This window comes from Acinetobacter sp. YH12231 (genome assembly GCF_013417755.1).
Classification (GTDB): domain Bacteria; phylum Pseudomonadota; class Gammaproteobacteria; order Pseudomonadales; family Moraxellaceae; genus Acinetobacter; species Acinetobacter amyesii.
This window is the reverse complement of sequence record NZ_VPDJ01000007.1, coordinates 169,618-187,196: the sequence shown is the minus strand read 5'-3', so window position 1 is coordinate 187,196 and position 17,579 is coordinate 169,618. Positions and strand designations below refer to the sequence as shown.

The following is a 17,579-nucleotide window of genomic DNA, read 5'->3' as shown; positions in this document are numbered from 1 at the left end:
AAATACGATACTCAGAATCATCTCACTGGATTTATTGATGCACCAAACTCAATAAACTCGCAGCACAAGCAAATAATACCGCAAAGGTTCGATTCAAATATTTTTGTTGTTTGGGTGATTTTAATAACCGCAGCACTTTTGCAGCGAGACCGGTATACCCCGCCATGACAATCAGATCGATGCTAATCATCGTTGCAGCCATAATGACATATTGAATCCATTGGGGTTTGGATAAATCTAAAAACTGCGGCAAAACAGCCAATAAAAATACAATCGCTTTAGGGTTGCTCATATTGACCAAAAAGCCATGTAAAACTAATTTTGAAGGTGATTTATTTGGTAAATCTTGTTGGATTTCAATTGACTCTGTTGGCGCTGTCCACTGTAAATAAGCCAAATACAATAAATAGCCCACACCAAACCATTTCACGATCAGAAAAGCCCATGGTGTCGTCGCAAATAAGAACCCTGCCCCAGCTGCAACAATGACTATCTGAACCAAAAGTGCCAATTGCAGGCCGATGGCATTCCAATACCCATGCTTAAACCCATAATTCAAACCACTCGACATAGACGCAATTGCACCTGCACCTGGGGAAACACTAATCACCCAACATGCCAACATATATGCAATCCAGATTTGATAGGACATCATTAGCTCAAGTTTGAAATGGGTCTGTATTATAGACATTTACTCTATTTTCATGACAATAATGCACGCTAAAAGGCCAAATGAAGGCTACACTCTCAGCGCTGCTTAAGGCACAATACACACAGCCACTCAGAAATTATAATTTTTAGGAGCCATGAATGTCTGCTCAATCTGTAATTTTGCCATTACCCTCAGATCATGCTCGTTTTATTGTTTTACGTTTAAAAGATTTAACGATTAGCGAATTAAAAGAACAACTTGAAGACTTACTTAATACTCGTGATCGTCTGATTACCCAACATCCAAATGCACAGATTAAAACGGCTGTGGCTTTTGGACCAGAACTTTGGGCACAACTTTACAGTCAATCCCCGGCAGGCTTTAAACAACTTGATCCAATTCAAGGTTCATTTAACATGCCTGTAGCCCCAGCAGATGTATTTATCCATATTGCAGCACAGCGTACAGATATTTGCTTTGCGCTGAGCCAAGCATTCTTTGATGGTATTCAAGATAAAGTTGACGTACTGGATGAACGTGTGTGCTTCCGCAATTTTGATGGCCGTGATTTAACCGGCTTTATTGACGGAACTGAAAATCCGCAATTTCCAGATGATCGTGCTGAAACAGCATTACTAGCTGAAGAAGCTGGCGTATTTGCCAATGGCTCTTTTATTTTTGCACAGCGTTATGCGCATAATTTGGATAAATGGAAAAAGCTGAAAGTCGATGCGCAAGAGCATGTAATTGGCCGTACTAAACTTGAGTCTATTGAGTTAGATGAAGATGAACAGCCTGAAAACTCACATGTATCACGTACAGTTGTAGAAGATGGTGAAGGTGAAGAAATGGCGATTTTGCGTCATTCACTCCCTTATGGTGATGGCCGTGGCGATCAAGGCTTGTTCTTTGTGGCATATACCAATGATTTAAGCATTATCGACAGCATGCTAGTACGTATGTTTGGCACCAGTGGTGACGGCATTCATGACCGCTTACTTCACTTTGTCACTCCTATGGATGGCGCTTATTACTTTGCACCGAGTGAAGAGTTATTGGAAGAAGTGCTGGAAGGTTGAATAAATAAAGCCGACGAGAGTCGGCTTTATTTTTTAAAAATGCTTAAGCACAACCTTCCATTAAAGTTAGGTTAGTATCACCTACTTTTATACCTATAATTTTTTTGCTTTCGATATCATACCGTGTACCCTTTGTTTTATCATGATTCCAAATAATAATTGAATAATCATTTTGAGATTCACCATATGGATTTATTTTTTTATCAATCACTGAATTCTTATATTTTTCATAAATTTTACTTTCTTCATCCCCTACTTTAATTCCTAGATTCGTAGAAACTCCGAGTTGATTTGAAGAAATTACAGAAATTTTATTATTAAGAACTTGAAAATCCACATCGGATTTTATTTTTCTATTTTTAGCAAAAAAACAATTATCTACTCTACTATTTTCAATTTCAATAAATTCATCGTTAATTCTTTGATTTACTTCAACTCCACCAAAACCATTTTCTGTAAATATAGCATTTACATTATCATTTCGTATAACTTCAACTTCACTCTTTGATTGTTCTGTGCATGCTATTAATAAAAAGTATATTAAAAAACTAATAGTAAAAACTGATTTCTTTTTCATTATAAATCTTCCACTTTTGGAGAAAAGTCATGTAGATGAATATGATGATTATGATCCTTCCATGACTGCGAATGAGGCAATAATGCATTTTTTTTAATTTTCACTGGATGTGAGCCAAACAATTTATAGCCAAATTTAAATAACTCTTCAACAAAAGCGACATTTTTATTCCAATCAAAATGATCATGAGAAGTATATGTTACTTCTGTCATATGTCTATTATTAATAGCTATATATCTAAAATCACCATTTATACCATTCAAATGACTTACACTTTCACCTGGGGAACCATCCCTACAACTAAATCCAGATCCAATATATTCGGCATAACCCAAATTACACATAGCACCAAGAACTGCAGACATTGATAATCCTGATAAATAATACCGACCATCACCACTAATAATATTCCACTTATAACCTAAAGATCCACTTTTGTAATATTTATGTTTACGTTGATCAATCAAATATGTATTACCACCTGCCTTAACACCTTTTGATTGCCATTTATCAGCTACTACAAATTGAGACTTACCTAAATTATAAAATCTTCCCACCGAATCATAGTAAATAAATTCTGCATAACCAGTAGCAGCCTTATTTTCACGCTTAATCTTACCATCATGGTAAATATGATAACGTGTTGTATCACTTGTAGGTGGAGATTGATTACTAACAGTTGTTAGTGGCTCACCGCCATTTTCCGTGTATGTATTATCTTGAATAGGCTGATTTTTTTCAGCCTCTGATTTTGCTCTTTCTGCCTGTTCTTTTGCTTCTTTTTCCTGAGCTTCTAGTTGCTTTTTTCGCTGCATTTGGTCAGATTTTTTCTTGAGTTCATCTGCTTCCTTACGCTTTTGATCGGCAATTTCATATAGCTTTGAAGCTTTTACAAATCCCTCATTAACTTTAAAATGCCTAATTGGTATTCCTTTCAGAACACGGAGCTTCTCCAGCTCTTTATTTTTTATTCCAAAGCCAAAAACAAAACCCAATAGCATTTTAACACTAATATCTCCATTACTATCTGTTCTTTTCGCAATTTGCTTATTTCTATAAAAAATACTTACTAGAGTATTTGTTACATTTTCATTATTTTCTTTAACATTAATTTTAAAAAAACATACAGGTAATTTAATTTTAACAGTCTGATTAGATAAAGACTGTTCAACTTTAAAATGATGTATCTTTTGACGTTGTCCAGCTCCAGATACTGAAACCTCGATATCTTCGCCTACTTCAGCCACTACACCTTTTTTAGTCCCTGATGAATCTGCTGTATGCTTTTTTATATTCCCTTTATAAGTTAAGTAAAAACCCATATTAGAAATAGCTTTCTTTGTATCCTCTTCTATAATTTGAATATTAAAACTCACATCTTTTATATTACCAGTAACTACTTCTTTTTTTTCTTCAGATGTATTCTGTTCATTTCTTACTTCTTGAGGTGTTTTATTAGACTGAGGCTTTGATTGAGGCGTATTATTTTTTTCTAAATTCGCTTGAAATATTGAAACATCAAAATCTTTTAAGGTTGCAATTTGTTTTTGATCAGCTTTTTGAATAATAGGATTAGATTCTTTACCATCAGCTACAATTTTAATCTCAGTTGATGGGTGTCTAACAATGACAGGGAGACTGCCATTTTCATCACTTTTAACCCGAACCTTCGTCTCTGCAGAAAAGGATTTTCCTGAATATATTGAAACAACTGTAACTTCTTTATTTATTAATGCCTTTTCATTTTTATCTTTTAGATTTATATATATTTTTCGATTACAACACTGCTCTAAATCAAATCCACCAAAGTCTTGAATATATTTTTTAATATGTGTTCCATTACCATCTGTTTGTTTATGACTAGAAAATTTTGAAACACCTAGAAAAGCCCCCAAACCTCCTATACCAACCAAATGCATGCCAGCGATAACGCCAGACTCATTAATCTCTACACCTTGAATCACCCGACCAAAATGCTCATTTAAATTATTATTTCTAATCTGTTTACATAAATAATTAATCCATTCTTTTATTACTTCATATTGAATTTGAGGATTATTCAAAAATTCAAATTTCGAATTTATATTTTTTTTACCTGACCAATGTCCTGACCAATTATTAGAGTCAAATTGATTCTTCCAATTTTCATGCAAAGCAGATCCTTTCTTTGCCTTTTTAATATCTTCATAAGAGATCCCTTTATCACCTAAATAATATCCTAACTCATAAAGTGCAGACTCCCCCCATTGAAATAAACCCAAATATCCAGCATCATTAATTTTTTTTGCACACCATAGATTTATTGGATGATTTAATGACAAAGATAAATCTGATGAGGATTCTTTAAAGCTAACCGCTTCAATAAAACCCGATAAATTAGTTTCAAAATTTCTAGTAGTACCATCCTTAAAAGTGATTGTTTTTTTCATTATTATTACTCTTTGTACCAATCATTAGCTTTATATTTTTCCATACTTACAGATGTATTATTTTTTAAATAGCTGTTAAGTATAAATTTTAATTCTTGATCCTTACCAACCTGATTGCAACTTAAAACTACTGACTGATCTTTACTATTTATTTTTCTAAAATATGCAAAAGCATTTTTTTCATCATAAATTAACCAAACATTGTGCCCATATTCTTTGTATTCGGCATTATAAATATTATATATTTTTTTATTATATGATATTTTTTGACACTGTCCTGTTGATAACCATTGTGATTTATTTGTTTTTAAATTCAAATCATTAATTACTTGCAAGCGATTTAAGCTACTTTTATCTCTACCAAAATTCCAAATATGTTCACATTCAACTTCCTCAAGCACCTGTATCTTTTTAATTGGCTGATTCCAATAACTCATACAGTCTTTCGAACTTTCCGCATATAACGTTGAGCTATTTAAAAATACAACTATAGCTATTATTTCTTTTATTTTTTTCATAAACTCACCCTTAAATTCCAAAACTCTTAAAATCATCTTCTAAATTATTATCGTCATCAATTTCCTCAGCATCGTGATTATGATCATCTTCATGACCGCCACAGCATGCTTCACCTAAATTATCCTGAGAAACATCTTCCTCCATAAGAAATAATTTATCCGAATCAATCTCAGATTTTCCTAACAGTCTTATTTCTACATTGTCAGGATTATCACTAAAGATTCTTTGAGTACGTGCATCTTTGTCAAGCAGGCCTATAAATTCCGTATTTTTATTTTTATTTATAACTTTATATTTAAATCCATCTTCCAATAATTCTTTAGAAATTAGATCTTTAAAATCAAATCTCCGACTAAAAACCCCACTCTCAGGCAGCTTAGGCAATTGTGCATTTACAGTCGCTCCTCCCACAAAACTATGCTGCCCCGCCTTACTCTCAAACTTGCCGCCTGTCGTGGTAAATATTCCGCTGCCATTAATTTTCAGCTGTGAACCTCCTGCAGTCAGCACAATTTCTTTAGGACTGGTAATTTCAATTTTATCTTCTGTTGAAATGAGCTTAATCACCTTTCGTGCAATTGCTTCAATAGCATCATCTTGGGCTTGTAATTCAACTTTCCCTTTTGCGGCATAAGCACTCAGGCCCTTTTGAGCCGCAAACAGACTGATTTTGTCTTGTGCATGACCGACAATATTCTTTTGAGCACTGAAATTAATCGAACCTTGCGCACTTTCTGCAATATCCTGCGATGCTTGTAAAACAATATCTTCCGGTGTAGTGAGTGCAATACCATTAGGTGATGCAAGCAACATCAACGCTTGGCGGAATAATTTGCCTTGTTCTTGTTTTGCCGCTGTATTGGATTTTTCTAAACCCTGCGCATAGCCTTCCATAAAGCCTTGTACTTTTTCTAATGCTTTTATGGGTGTCATCGCTGGTGGCAAACCAAAACCACCATTATTCAACAAATCATCAGGGTTAAATTTGATGTCTTCGATCAATTTACCCACATCTTTTAATACTTTTAATGGATCTTCTTTTAGGTTACTTTTCAGACTTGCAACCCGCCCTTGAATCACATCCTTACCATTTTCTTCAATATGATCTATGACAGACTTTAAGTTATCAAAGGCATCTTCGGCATCATTAAAAAATGCTTTAAATTCTTTTACTGTACTTTTGACATCATGTGCGATTGAGCCCATTTCTTTGACAAAACTTTTGCAGTTTTTTAACGCTGCCAATGGGTCTCGACTTAAATCCTCTTTGAACAAATTTAAAGTCGCTTTGACACCTTCGGCAGTACTTTTGATTTCTAAAGAGTTTATTAACTTCGGCAAACGATTAATCACATTTAATGCATCGGTCTGCTGCTTTACGGCTACGCCGCTCAGCATATTCATGCTCTGATGCCCTTGATTTAAAAGAGATTGAGCTTCAGCAGCAGCAAGATGATCGGCAACTGCTTTATCCTGTGCATAGGTACTAATGAGTAAACCTTTACCTGCACGCATTGCCCCCCAAGCATCCGTTCGTAGCTCAAACCCCTCTCCACGGCCATGGCTACTGTCTTGTTCTTTAGGATGGCTGAGATTACCTAAATTCAGCTGTGTCGCTGCATGACTACTTTGTAATTGGGTACTGATCTGACCCGTCGTATCATCAAAGCGCAGTTGGTTAAAGCCTGTTCCCGCAACTTCTTGCGAGCGGATACCACTGAGTTTTTTGGTTTTAGGAAGTTGACCTTTGAGGTCAAACATGGTCTGAGATCGTTCAGCTTCATGTATTCGTCCTACTACAAAGGGACGATCCACATCACCCTCAAAAAAGTCGATGACCACGATCTCACCAATACGAGGATGGAAACGTGCCCCATAACCTTCACCCGCCCATGGAGTCAGTACATCGACCCAAGCCGAGTCACTGTCATTATCATTACTCCCTGCTCCACCATCATGACTGTGGTCGTCACTGCGGGTGAACGTAAACCGAACTTTGATACGCCCCCAAGCATCGACATAAATACTTTCACCTTCTGGACCGACCACTTTAGCCCGCTGTGGAAACGCAGGTGGCCGGTGTAATAAAGGATCATATTCAGGCACCACGGAAATTTGCCGACGGACCACATATAGGTCATTGGCCTGCCGTTCATCCCCTAAAGATAGCCAACGGCTCGCGGCAAGTAACTTCTCTAATTGAACCAAAATATCTTTGGGTAAATTATTCTGGTTATAAAATGCTTTGCCCAATATGAGAAATTCACGATCTGTCGTTTGATGTTGATCGATTTCAGGATGATTTTCTAATTCAAACCAATACCCAACTTGTGCATCCCTTACGCTACTGCTGGCGGTAAAATATTTGGCTTGTAATTCCTGATATTGATTGAGTTGCCGATTCAACTGATCCAATTGCTGTGTATTTGAAGTGGTCGCCTGATCTGCACCTTTAAGGTCAGTTGTCCAAGCCGAACTTACGGTCCACGCCTGCTCTAAACTTAAGGTTTCATTGTGCTGTTGCTCACTCTGTGCATGGGCGCTTAAGAGCGGATTACTTTGGTCTTGTGCCAAATATTGAGCTTGCCAACGCTGCGTTTGAATCGTGGTCGATTGTAAAAAACGTTCTGCCACAAAACTGGTGATCGTGTCTAAACGTTCCGTGGCATGACTCCGATGAAAGCGAATTTTTTTCCGCTCTAAAGCACTATAAGCCTGATTCGTATCAATTAAACGCAGCCGCTGTGCTTGCATCGGTGCAGCCGAAAATGCGACAAATAACTCTGCTTCATCAATTAACCAATTGATCCCTTCACTGCGCCAAAGGCGGGTTAAAAATGCATAATCACTTTCATTCGCCTGCATGGTGAATGGACGCACATCATAAGTACGTGCCAACCCCTCTAAGTTCAGACTTAAACTGGCAGCAAACAGCGCACTTTTTTTCTGCCATTCACTAAAAATAATCTCGGTCATCTCCCGTACCGATTTATTCATAAAGACACGGCTGTTACGACGCTTATGCCAGAGCGCTGTGGCATCCTCAATCACCAGTTTATAAACGGTCAGTGCACCATCACTTTGACCTTGGCTAGCCCCCGTAATTACACCAGTCAGGCGACTGAGTTGTCCCAAATCTGTCACTTGATCGACAGCCACTCGGCCGCCTATAAACTGCTTTAAAGCCAGATGAACATTGGTCGAGAGACAAATAATTTCTGCACGAAAGCCTTGATTAATACGGTGTTGACCTTCAATCCGTTGAATAAAAACTTCAGAATTTAGATGTTCATTTGAGAAATGAATGTGTAGCGCACGTTTCTGTACGCTAAAGCCAAAGTTTTCCACCATGGCGTGAATATTTTTAAGCATTGTTATTATGTATTGAATTTTTTTAATGACGGCATTTTAGGAAATGTTTATTTTTTCGTCTACCCTATTTTGCAAATAATTTGTTGAATTCTTCTTTTTGGCTTTCACATCACTTTAGGATTCAAGTGAATAGGAACATCAATACTGGATCATTTTTGCTGAGCTAACTTTTCGCAGCCGCTGAGATGCTGCTACACTCAAAATGCAATCTATAAAAAATTTTAAGCTCCATGATCACAATTGAATCCAAACTGCCTGCCCAAGGTGTGACTATTTTTAGCGTTATGAGTGCAATGGCGCAGCGTCTAAATGCACTGAACTTATCTCAAGGTTTTCCTGATTTTCCTGCACCTCCAGCACTGTTAAATGCGCTAAGTGATGCGACGCAACAGGGTTTTAACCAATATGCACCCGGCGATGGACTGATGCATTTACGTGAGCAATTGGTCCAACTGTTTGCCCATCGAGACCAATTAAATATTGACCCTCACACCGAAGTGACCATTACCCCGGGTGCAACCATTGGTATTTTTAGTGCCATTCAAGCCGTGGTTCATGCGGATGATGAAGTGATTATTTTTGATCCGAGCTATGATAGTTATGCGCCCAGTGTAAAATTGGTTGGGGCTCATCCCATTCACATTGCCTTAGAGACGCCACATTTTACTGTGGATTGGAATCGTGTTGCCGCTGCGATTAACGATAAAACCCGGATGATTATTGTCAATACACCGCATAATCCAACAGGTGCTATTTGGGGGCGTGAGGACTGGCTCAACTTAATCGAACTGATTCAAGATAAAAATATTATAGTGCTGTCGGATGAGGTCTATGAGCATTTAATTTTTGATGGTCGTCAGCATCTATCTGCTTTGTCATTTCCTGAGCTGCGTGAACGCAGTTTTGTCGTGGGCTCATTTGGTAAAACCTTTCACGTCACAGGTTGGAAAACCGGTTATTGCATTGCAGCGCCAGCCTTGATGCAAGTGTTTCGCCAAATCTATCAATTTGCCAATTTCTGCGGTGTTACGCCCGTACAAATGGCATTGGCTAACTTTATGGCAGAACATCCGGAGCACATTACTGAGTTGGGCGATTTTTACCAAGCCAAACGTGACCGTTTCAATGCCGGCTTAAGCCACTCTAGATTTGAGTTGATTCCGTCCGCAGGCACTTATTTCCAAAACCTTGACTACAGTGCCATACGTCCAGATTTAAATGATGTGGAAATGTGTCAGTTGTTGGCAGAGCAACATAAAATCGTGGCGATTCCTGTCTCAGTGTTCTATCAAAAACCGCCGGAAAATTTACGATTATTACGTTTCTGTTTTGCCAAACAAGATGCCACCTTAGATCGAGCTGCAGAGATTCTCTCCGCGGTTTAAAGCAGTATCTGCCCAAACGTTTTTTTAAAACAGACATGTAGAAATAATGAAGCCTTGGTTACTCAAAAACTAAGGCTTTTTTGAATGCAAACATGATAGTGTTATCAGTGACTTAAAATCATAAAAAGCCGCGTCTAGGACCTGAGCATGTCAAAACAACAGTCCCTCGTTACTCAGCAAAATTTATGGAAAACGTTTTTAGTGTTTCTGGTGCCTTTGATCGCCACCAATATTTTGCAGAATTTATCTGGGACCATTAACACCGTTTTTGTCGGTCAGATGCTTGGGGTGCATGCCATTGCAGCCGTTGCGGTATTTTTTCCAATTTTGTTCTGTTTAATGGCTTTTGTGATTGGACTCTCGGCAGGTGCAACCGTGTTGGTGGGTCAAGCTTGGGGCGCGCAGAATCTTGAAAAAGTTCGTACCGTCGTGGGTTCAACGCTGTTTATGACCTTGATTGGTGGCAGCATCATTGCCTTTTTAGGGGTGATATTTGCCAAGCCCATTTTATTGGCATTAGGCACAGCCCCTGACGTGATGCATTTATCTTTGCCTTATGTGCAATGGATGCTTGCCGGTAGCCCACTGCTCTTTATTTATATTATTTACACCTCGATTTTGCGTGGTGTCGGTGACAGTACCACTCCGCTGATCGCATCGGGTATGACCATTGGTTCAGGGCTGATCATTACACCCGTGCTGATTGCCGGAAAATTTGGATTTCCAAGTTTAGGCATTATTGCCCCTGCCATTGCCAGTCATATCGGCTTTTTAATTGCTTTGGTGTTTTTATATTTCTATTTAAAAAAGAAAGATCACCCACTCAAACTCGACTTCGAGTTGATTCGTCATATTCGCCATCAACATGATCTCAGCAAAATTATCTTAAGACTGGGGATTCCAACGGGCATTCAGATGGTCACGACCTCTGTGGCCGGTCTCGTGATTGTCGGTTTAGTTAACCGCCATGGGGCTGATGCCACTGCTGCCTATGGCGCGGTCAATCAGGTTTTGAACTATATCCAATTTCCGGCCTTGTCCATCGCGATTGCGGCTTCTATTTTTGCAGCACAAGCCATCGGTTCAGGTCATTCTGAATTAATTAATCGCGTGAAACGCACGGCCATCGGGATGAATTTTATTATTACTGGCATCTTGGTGGCATTGGGCTATTTATTCTCTAAATATTTAATGGCGCTGTTTATTACAGATCCTGAAGTTGTGGTTCTCGGTCAAGAATTGCTGTTCATTGTGCTTTGGTCGATTTTATTTTTTGGTGCCAGTGCGATTTTTGCTTCCATTATGCGGGCCAGTGGAACGGTGACCGTGCCGATGATTATTAATATTATGGCGATTATTTGCATTGAAGTGCCGTGTGCCTACCTATTCAGTGAATGGTGGGGCTTAAAAGGCATTTGGTATGCCTATGCCTTGGCCTTTGTCAGCTTATGTATTTTACAAGGGCTGTATTACCAACTGGTATGGAGACGAAAAGCCATCAAAGTATTGCTATAAGGCTCGCTAATAGCGTTCAATGCCAATCCGCAGCTTTGCATCTCAATATGGAAAATCTTGTACGCATCCATGCATAAAGTTTGCCGTTAAACTGCTGTTTATTTTTCAACATTTGGTTTTATATCCTGTTGATTTATCTACACCTAGAACCAATTAAAATTAAAAGTTGCATATTTTCAAACAATTACGGTTTGGCATAGATTTTGTTCTTATCCCTTTTATCTTTTAAGAATAATTGGGATGAGAAATTTTTTATGTCTAAACGTCAAATAAAGCTTGGGGCTTTTATTCCAACTACCTCACAGCATGTCGCGGGTTGGCGTCATCCTGAATCTCGCCCACAAGATCATCTCAATATTGATTATGCAATTGAACTGGCAAAAACCGCAGAACGTGGTCTATTCGATGCCTACTTTCTTGCCGATGGTCTGTCTGTCCGCTGGAGTTCTGCTGTCGAAGGTGAAAAAGGTTTGGGCGATAAAGGCGTCGGCTTTGAACCCGTCACATTGTTTGCAGCCTTGTCTGCTGTGACGCAAAATATTGGCTTTATTGCCACGGCGTCCACGACTTATGAAGACCCTTATATTTTGGCGCGTAAATTTGCTTCTTTAGATCATATTTCTAAAGGTCGTGCTGCGTGGAATGTAGTAACGACAGCCTCTGCCTATGCCGCAAAAAACTTTAACATTCAGCAGCACCCTGAACCCAAAGAGCGTTACGAACGTGCCGATGAATTTATTGAGGTGACTCAAAAACTTTGGGACTCATGGGAGGATGATACCTTCCATTACAACAAAGAAACCGGGCAATTTTTTGATGCCCGCAAACAGCATCAGCCCAATCATCAAGGTCAATACTATCAGATACTGGGTGCACTCAACGTCTCTCGCCCACCGCAAGGCTATCCGGTGATTGTTCAAGCAGGACAATCTGAAGATGGTCGTGAACTAGCCGGTAAATATGCCGAAGTGATCTTTACTGCACAGCAGAACTTAGCAGATGCGCAAGCCTTTTATCGTGATGTCAAAAACCGCTTAGTGAAATATGGCCGCCATGCGGATGATCTCAAAATTATGCCGGGGGTTTCGATTTTTGTTGCCAAGACTGCGCAAGAAGCCCAAGAAAAATATGACTTTTTAAATAGTTTAATTCACCCAGAAGTGGGTTTAAGTTTATTGTCTGGTTTGGCAGGTGGCATTAATCTGGCCAAATTTGATCTAGATGCCCCTTTCCCGAAAATAGAAGATGCAGACATTAATTTCTCCAGTCGTCAGCAGATGATGATTGATATTGCCCGGAAGCACAATTTTAGTATTCGTCAGCTCTATCAATATATCGCTTCAGCCCGTGGACATTGGACCTTGATCGGCACGCCGGAACAAGTCGTAGACCAACTGCAGGAATGGTTTGAGAATGACGCTGCCGATGGTTTTAATGTCCTACCGCCAACAACACCTGCGGGGTTAAATGACTTTGTCGATCTCATCGTTCCTGAACTGCAACGTCGCGGTCTATTCCGAACGGCTTATGAAGGCAAGACCTTACGAGAAAACTTAGGTTTAAAACGACCTGAAAACCAATATGTTTTAGAAAAAAGACATACCTCCCAAGCCTCATAAACCAACGTTTAATAAAACTGAAAAACAAATGCCCCAACTGGGGCATTTTTATGGACTGATATTAATCCAACTTAAGCGATGATCATACTGACCTATATTTGATAAGCCTAAAAAAGCCCTGAATTCAGGGCTTTTAAAAGTTTAGGTGATGGTCAATTCAGACTTACCATGCAAATTTATAATCGGCAAATCGGTGAGATAAAGGTTCAGGCAACTGATCTTTTACTGGATCACTAAAGTCAGTCAAAATGTCATTTTTAATATTGGTCAGACGGACATCTTCGCGTTTACGCGGATGGGCTAAATGAATATCTACAATACGTTTAATTCGTCCCGGATGTGGCTGCATGACCACTACCCGATCACCCAAAAATACCGCTTCTTCGACATCATGGGTGACAATAATCATGGTGATTTTTTCACTTTGCCATATTCGCTGTAATTCATCCTGTAAATTTTGACGCGTCAACGCATCAAGTGCGCCAAAGGGTTCATCGAGCAGTAAAATCTGTGGTCGATTCACCAAACTACGGGCAATCGCTACACGTTGATTCATCCCACCAGACAACTGCGAAGGATAAGCATCTTTAAATTGGGTTAATTTGACCAACTCTAAATGTTCATCAATCAATACATCTTCTTCTGCACGGCTAAACTGGCTTTTATGCAATGCAATCCGTACATTTTCCCGTACCGTCAACCATGGAAACAGGCGATGATCTTGAAACACGATACCACGTTCCAAACTCGTGCCCTGTATAGGCTGACCATCAACCAAAATCTGGCCCTGAAACTGACGCTCTAGACCAACCAACAACCGTAATAATGTGGATTTTCCGCAGCCACTACTTCCCACAATACTAATGAACTCACCCGGCTGAATATTCAGGTTAATGTCCTTAAGTACGGTTAAGTCTTCTTGCTTTTGTGTGGGATAATGTTTCGTTAGCTGCTGAATAGAAACCGAACCAGCTTGTTCTACGCTCATATCATTATTCTCTATTTGTGCTGACAAACTTTGCTGGACTAAACCTTAGAGTTTAGCCAGTGACACTTCCGTCGATTTAATTAACACCACCACCTCTGAACCTACTTTTAAGTCTAAATCCTTCACCGAACGCGTCGTGATCACGGACGTAAAAAAGCCTGCTTTGGTTTCCACATCAATTTCTGAAACCACTGGACCTTCTACGATTTCATTAATCACGCCTTTGAATTGGTTTCGCACATTTACTGAAGTAATCGCCATTTTAATTATGCCTTTTGTTATTAAGAGAGCTTTACTATAAAACAGTTCAATCACTTGCTATATCTTGATTTATCCTTTAGTTATCCCGATTTTATTTATCTTAAAATCAGATAAATAATCCATACATGAATTTATCGGTGAAACTGATATTTAAATATCGAATTATTATTTATCTTTTATTTTTAAATCTTTCATCATGATCTGCATTTTCAACAACTATAAGAAACGATATGTCTATTTTGACCCACCCTGCGGTGCCCTCTGCACTGAAACATAAACGGGCAACAGCGACGGTCTTTGCAGACCCGTTATCGCAAGCATTGTTGTCTCGAATTGAACAAATTGCACCAAGTGAGGCCAATGCACTCATCATTGGTGATACGGGCACAGGTAAAGAGTTGGTTGCACGCCAAATTCATCAATTGAGCCATCGTGCCAAAGGTCCTTTTATCGCGGTGAACTGTGGCGCCTTTACCGAATCCTTGGTCGAAAGCGAACTATTTGGACATGAAAAAGGAGCGTTTACAGGGGCTATTAACAACCGTGTCGGTTGGTTTGAAGCAGCCCATAATGGCACCTTATTTTTAGATGAAATTGATGATCTGTCCTTGCCGATGCAAGTCAAATTACTCCGTGTTTTACAAGAAAGAGAGATCGTTCGAGTCGGCTCCCTCAAATCCATTCCGATTAATGTTCGGATCATAGCCGCAACCAATGTCGATTTAGAGCATGCCGTACAAGACGGGCGTTTCAGGGAAGATTTATTCTACCGCTTACATGTGGCTTTGCTGCGCATTCCACGTCTCGCAGAGCGTCGTGGCGACATTTTGCCTTTGGTCAAACACTTCATTCAGGTCTATCAAACCAACCCACATGACACACCATTACGCCTCAGCCAACTGGCTCTCAAAAAACTCAGTTTACATAGTTGGCCGGGCAATATTCGCGAATTAGAAAATACCATTCAACATGCGATTTTAGTCAGTGAAAAAGGTGTGATTGAACCGGAAGATATTAGTTTTTCGAGTATTCAAAGCGCATCGTCATTTTCACGTGCAGAACCTTTTAACTTACAAAATGCCACCTCGGCTGTAGCCAATATCAAGGATATTCAAGATGCTGGACAGTTACTTGAGCAGACCTTTTTACAAATTTTTCAAGCCGCAAATCAACTTAAGCAAGACAATATTAATGAGCTGATTGAAGAAAAATTTATCCGAAGTGCATATCAGCACTGTCAATACAATCAAGTGCATACGGCTCGTTTGCTTGGAGTGACACGCAACGTGATTCGTACTCGCCTGATTAAATATGGCTTATTATAAATAAGTCATATTTTTATTTTCTCCACATTAAAATAATAATCCATACAAAAATGATAAATAAATATTCATCCACATTATTTTTTATTCATTGCATTATTTTAAATATAAAAAATCAGCAATAAAAAAACCTCGGTATATCCCGAGGTTTTTTTATTTTTCTATTTCGTCTAGATTATTCCACGGGGTTACGTTTCCACGCTGTGAAGTATTTCTCTAGACCAATCAAGAAGTAGTTAAAGGATAAGCCTACAAGAGTAATGACTAAAATCCCCACAAACATTTGTGGAATTTCAAAGCTGAACTGCGAATAAATAATCAGATACCCCAGACCTGCTTTGGCACCAAACATTTCTACTGCCACTAAGGCCAAAATCGAAATCGCCCCTGCCAGACGGATACCGACAAAAATCGTGGGTACGGATGCAGGTAGAATCACTTTTCTGAACAATTGATAGGGTTTTAGGCCCATGGTTCGTGCCGATTTAATCAGTAAAGGATCGACCGTTTGTACGCCTGTAATGGTGTTCAATAAAATCGGCCATGTGCATGCATACACCAACAGACTGATTTTTGAGGTTTCACCAATGCCTAAAAATAAGATGAACAGCGGCATTAACGCCAGTGCTGTGGTATTCCGAAACAATTCTAACAATGGATTTAAGGTTTCAGCCACGAGCTTGTACCAACCAATGATGAGACCCAATGGAATGGCGATCGCTAGGGCCAAAATGAAACCAATAATGGAACGCTGAATACTGGCCAAGAAATGGATGCCTAATTGCCCGCTTTGATATAGCTGCCATGTGGTTTCTAACACCACAGATAGCGGCGGTAAAAAGGCTGGATTGACCACACCACTCCGCGGCAGAATCTCCCACAGCAAGAAAAAAGCCACAATGGCAATGGTGCGTTTAAAGACCGTGTTTAACCATGTGAACTGTAGTCGGGGTTTAATGTCGTTATAGGTTTGCGTATAACTGATGGCTTGTTTAGTCGATGACATAAATAAATCCTCTGAATATTTTAGTTATGTGCAAGCTGTTTATGTTTTTCGAGGGCTTGCGCTTTTATCACTTCTTCACTGAGCAATGACCAAATTTTGTGGCGAATTCGGCCATATTCAGGCAATGAAAGGACATCTTCACTAGAACTGCGCAGGCTTTGCGGAATTTCAATCACTTCCTTAATCCGCCCCGGTCTTGATGTCATAATCGCCACACGCTGACTCAGATAAATCGCTTCATCAATACTGTGAGTAATAAAAACGATGGTTTTTTTCGAGCTTTTCCAGATATTGATCAACTCGGCTTGCAAGGTTTCTCGGGTTTGCGCATCCAAGGCAGCAAAGGGCTCATCCATTAATAAAATTTCTGGTTCATAAGCCAAACTTCGGGCAATCGCAACCCGCTGCTTCATCCCGCCGGAAAGCTCATTTGGATAATGCTTTTCAAAGCCACTTAAGCCTACAAGCTGCAAATAGTATTCGGCTTTTTCACGGCGTTCTTTTTTTGCTACGCCTTTGGCTTCTAGACCAAATTCAATATTTTCCAGTGCGGTTAACCATGGATAGAGCGCATATTGCTGGAACACAATGCCACGGTCTAAACCCGGTTGAGTAATCTGCTTGCCACTCAGTAAAATCTGCCCTGCCGAAGGTTTGGTTAAACCCGCAATTAAGTCTAATAATGTAGATTTTCCGCAGCCACTTGGCCCTACGATTGAAACAAATTCACCCGGTTGAATATCCAAAGTGACATTTTCTACGGCAACAAATTCAGGCTTATAATTTTTACTGCCGACATGGTTTTGTGCAGGAAATACCTTACGCACGTGATCTAAATGTAATGCACTGGTCATT

Annotated in this window: 14 protein-coding genes; 5 read left to right on the top strand and 9 right to left on the bottom strand. The window is 39.4% G+C overall.

The window, feature by feature from the left end:
* Window positions 1-31: 31 nt before the first annotated feature.
* Window positions 32-652: a LysE family transporter gene (locus FTV11_RS05495; protein WP_180026143.1), complete on the bottom strand. Its 621-nt coding sequence runs from the start codon at window positions 650-652 to the stop codon at window positions 32-34.
* 158 nt (window positions 653-810) lie between these two features.
* Between FTV11_RS05495 and FTV11_RS05490 the strand changes: the two genes are divergently transcribed.
* On the top strand, window positions 811-1,731 hold the full coding sequence (locus FTV11_RS05490) for a Dyp-type peroxidase (RefSeq protein ID WP_180010769.1): 921 nt from the start codon (window positions 811-813) through the stop codon (window positions 1,729-1,731).
* 43 nt (window positions 1,732-1,774) lie between these two features.
* On the opposite strand, the gene FTV11_RS05485 is transcribed toward FTV11_RS05490, so the two are convergent.
* The 4 genes from FTV11_RS05485 to FTV11_RS05470 are packed head-to-tail and all read right to left on the bottom strand — an operon-like array spanning window position 1,775 to window position 8,628.
* The gene (locus tag FTV11_RS05485) at window positions 1,775-2,308 is read right to left on the bottom strand and encodes a hypothetical protein (RefSeq protein WP_180026144.1); all 534 of its coding nucleotides are present in this window, start codon (window positions 2,306-2,308) and stop codon (window positions 1,775-1,777) included.
* Entirely contained in the window at window positions 2,308-4,737 is a 2,430-nt protein-coding gene (locus tag FTV11_RS05480; RefSeq protein ID WP_180026145.1) for a hypothetical protein, read from the bottom strand. The genes FTV11_RS05485 and FTV11_RS05480 overlap by 1 nt, the downstream gene beginning before the upstream one ends.
* A 5-nt stretch (window positions 4,738-4,742) precedes the next feature.
* Window positions 4,743-5,255, bottom strand: coding sequence for a hypothetical protein (locus FTV11_RS05475; protein WP_180026146.1), 513 nt, complete (start codon window positions 5,253-5,255; stop codon window positions 4,743-4,745).
* 10 nt (window positions 5,256-5,265) lie between these two features.
* A complete protein-coding gene (locus tag FTV11_RS05470) occupies window positions 5,266-8,628 on the bottom strand; it encodes a type VI secretion system Vgr family protein (RefSeq protein ID WP_180026147.1) in 3,363 nt (1,120 codons plus the stop codon).
* A 230-nt stretch (window positions 8,629-8,858) separates the two neighbouring features.
* On the opposite strand from FTV11_RS05470, the gene FTV11_RS05465 reads away from it, so the two are divergent.
* The 3 genes from FTV11_RS05465 to FTV11_RS05455 all read left to right on the top strand — a co-directional run bounded on the left by FTV11_RS05465 (window position 8,859) and on the right by FTV11_RS05455 (window position 13,147).
* Entirely contained in the window at window positions 8,859-10,013 is a 1,155-nt protein-coding gene (locus tag FTV11_RS05465; RefSeq protein WP_180026148.1) for a methionine aminotransferase, read from the top strand.
* A 147-nt stretch (window positions 10,014-10,160) separates the two neighbouring features.
* Window positions 10,161-11,528, top strand: coding sequence for an MATE family efflux transporter (locus tag FTV11_RS05460; RefSeq protein ID WP_180026149.1), 1,368 nt, complete (start codon window positions 10,161-10,163; stop codon window positions 11,526-11,528).
* Between the two features lie 254 nt (window positions 11,529-11,782).
* Window positions 11,783-13,147 carry an LLM class flavin-dependent oxidoreductase gene (locus FTV11_RS05455; RefSeq protein ID WP_180026150.1) on the top strand — a complete coding sequence of 455 codons (1,365 nt, stop codon included), beginning with the start codon at window positions 11,783-11,785 and terminating at the stop codon, window positions 13,145-13,147.
* 163 nt (window positions 13,148-13,310) lie between these two features.
* On the opposite strand, the gene FTV11_RS05450 is transcribed toward FTV11_RS05455, so the two are convergent.
* Together FTV11_RS05450 and FTV11_RS05445 are read right to left on the bottom strand one after the other, a co-directional pair.
* The gene (locus tag FTV11_RS05450; RefSeq protein WP_180026151.1) at window positions 13,311-14,135 is read right to left on the bottom strand and encodes an ABC transporter ATP-binding protein; all 825 of its coding nucleotides are present in this window, start codon (window positions 14,133-14,135) and stop codon (window positions 13,311-13,313) included.
* Window positions 14,136-14,180: 45 nt separating this feature from the next.
* Window positions 14,181-14,396: a molybdopterin-binding protein gene (locus FTV11_RS05445; protein WP_067765474.1), complete on the bottom strand. Its 216-nt coding sequence runs from the start codon at window positions 14,394-14,396 to the stop codon at window positions 14,181-14,183.
* Window positions 14,397-14,626: 230 nt separating this feature from the next.
* Between FTV11_RS05445 and FTV11_RS05440 the strand changes: the two genes are divergently transcribed.
* Entirely contained in the window at window positions 14,627-15,721 is a 1,095-nt protein-coding gene (locus FTV11_RS05440; protein ID WP_180073559.1) for a sigma-54-dependent Fis family transcriptional regulator, read from the top strand.
* Between the two features lie 172 nt (window positions 15,722-15,893).
* On the opposite strand, the gene FTV11_RS05435 is transcribed toward FTV11_RS05440, so the two are convergent.
* Together FTV11_RS05435 and FTV11_RS05430 are read right to left on the bottom strand one after the other, a co-directional pair.
* A complete protein-coding gene (locus tag FTV11_RS05435; RefSeq protein ID WP_078191495.1) occupies window positions 15,894-16,724 on the bottom strand; it encodes an ABC transporter permease in 831 nt (276 codons plus the stop codon).
* Window positions 16,725-16,744: 20 nt separating this feature from the next.
* Window positions 16,745-17,578, bottom strand: coding sequence for an ABC transporter ATP-binding protein (locus FTV11_RS05430; RefSeq protein ID WP_180073558.1), 834 nt, complete (start codon window positions 17,576-17,578; stop codon window positions 16,745-16,747).
* Between the last annotated feature and the right edge of the window lies 1 nt (window position 17,579).

What these genes read in the sequence shown, in the direction of transcription:
- FTV11_RS05495 (WP_180026143.1), bottom strand. Translation starts at nt 652, where the DNA reads ATGTCCTATCAAATCTGGATTGCATATATGTTGGCATGTTGGGTGATT.
- FTV11_RS05490 (WP_180010769.1), top strand. Translation starts at nt 811, where the DNA reads ATGTCTGCTCAATCTGTAATTTTGCCATTACCCTCAGATCATGCTCGT.
- FTV11_RS05485 (WP_180026144.1), bottom strand. Translation starts at nt 2,308, where the DNA reads ATGAAAAAGAAATCAGTTTTTACTATTAGTTTTTTAATATACTTTTTA.
- FTV11_RS05480 (WP_180026145.1), bottom strand. Translation starts at nt 4,737, where the DNA reads ATGAAAAAAACAATCACTTTTAAGGATGGTACTACTAGAAATTTTGAA.
- FTV11_RS05475 (WP_180026146.1), bottom strand. Translation starts at nt 5,255, where the DNA reads ATGAAAAAAATAAAAGAAATAATAGCTATAGTTGTATTTTTAAATAGC.
- FTV11_RS05470 (WP_180026147.1), bottom strand. Translation starts at nt 8,628, where the DNA reads ATGCTTAAAAATATTCACGCCATGGTGGAAAACTTTGGCTTTAGCGTA.
- FTV11_RS05465 (WP_180026148.1), top strand. Translation starts at nt 8,859, where the DNA reads ATGATCACAATTGAATCCAAACTGCCTGCCCAAGGTGTGACTATTTTT.
- FTV11_RS05460 (WP_180026149.1), top strand. Translation starts at nt 10,161, where the DNA reads ATGTCAAAACAACAGTCCCTCGTTACTCAGCAAAATTTATGGAAAACG.
- FTV11_RS05455 (WP_180026150.1), top strand. Translation starts at nt 11,783, where the DNA reads ATGTCTAAACGTCAAATAAAGCTTGGGGCTTTTATTCCAACTACCTCA.
- FTV11_RS05450 (WP_180026151.1), bottom strand. Translation starts at nt 14,135, where the DNA reads ATGAGCGTAGAACAAGCTGGTTCGGTTTCTATTCAGCAGCTAACGAAA.
- FTV11_RS05445 (WP_067765474.1), bottom strand. Translation starts at nt 14,396, where the DNA reads ATGGCGATTACTTCAGTAAATGTGCGAAACCAATTCAAAGGCGTGATT.
- FTV11_RS05440 (WP_180073559.1), top strand. Translation starts at nt 14,627, where the DNA reads ATGTCTATTTTGACCCACCCTGCGGTGCCCTCTGCACTGAAACATAAA.
- FTV11_RS05435 (WP_078191495.1), bottom strand. Translation starts at nt 16,724, where the DNA reads ATGTCATCGACTAAACAAGCCATCAGTTATACGCAAACCTATAACGAC.
- FTV11_RS05430 (WP_180073558.1), bottom strand. Translation starts at nt 17,578, where the DNA reads ATGACCAGTGCATTACATTTAGATCACGTGCGTAAGGTATTTCCTGCA.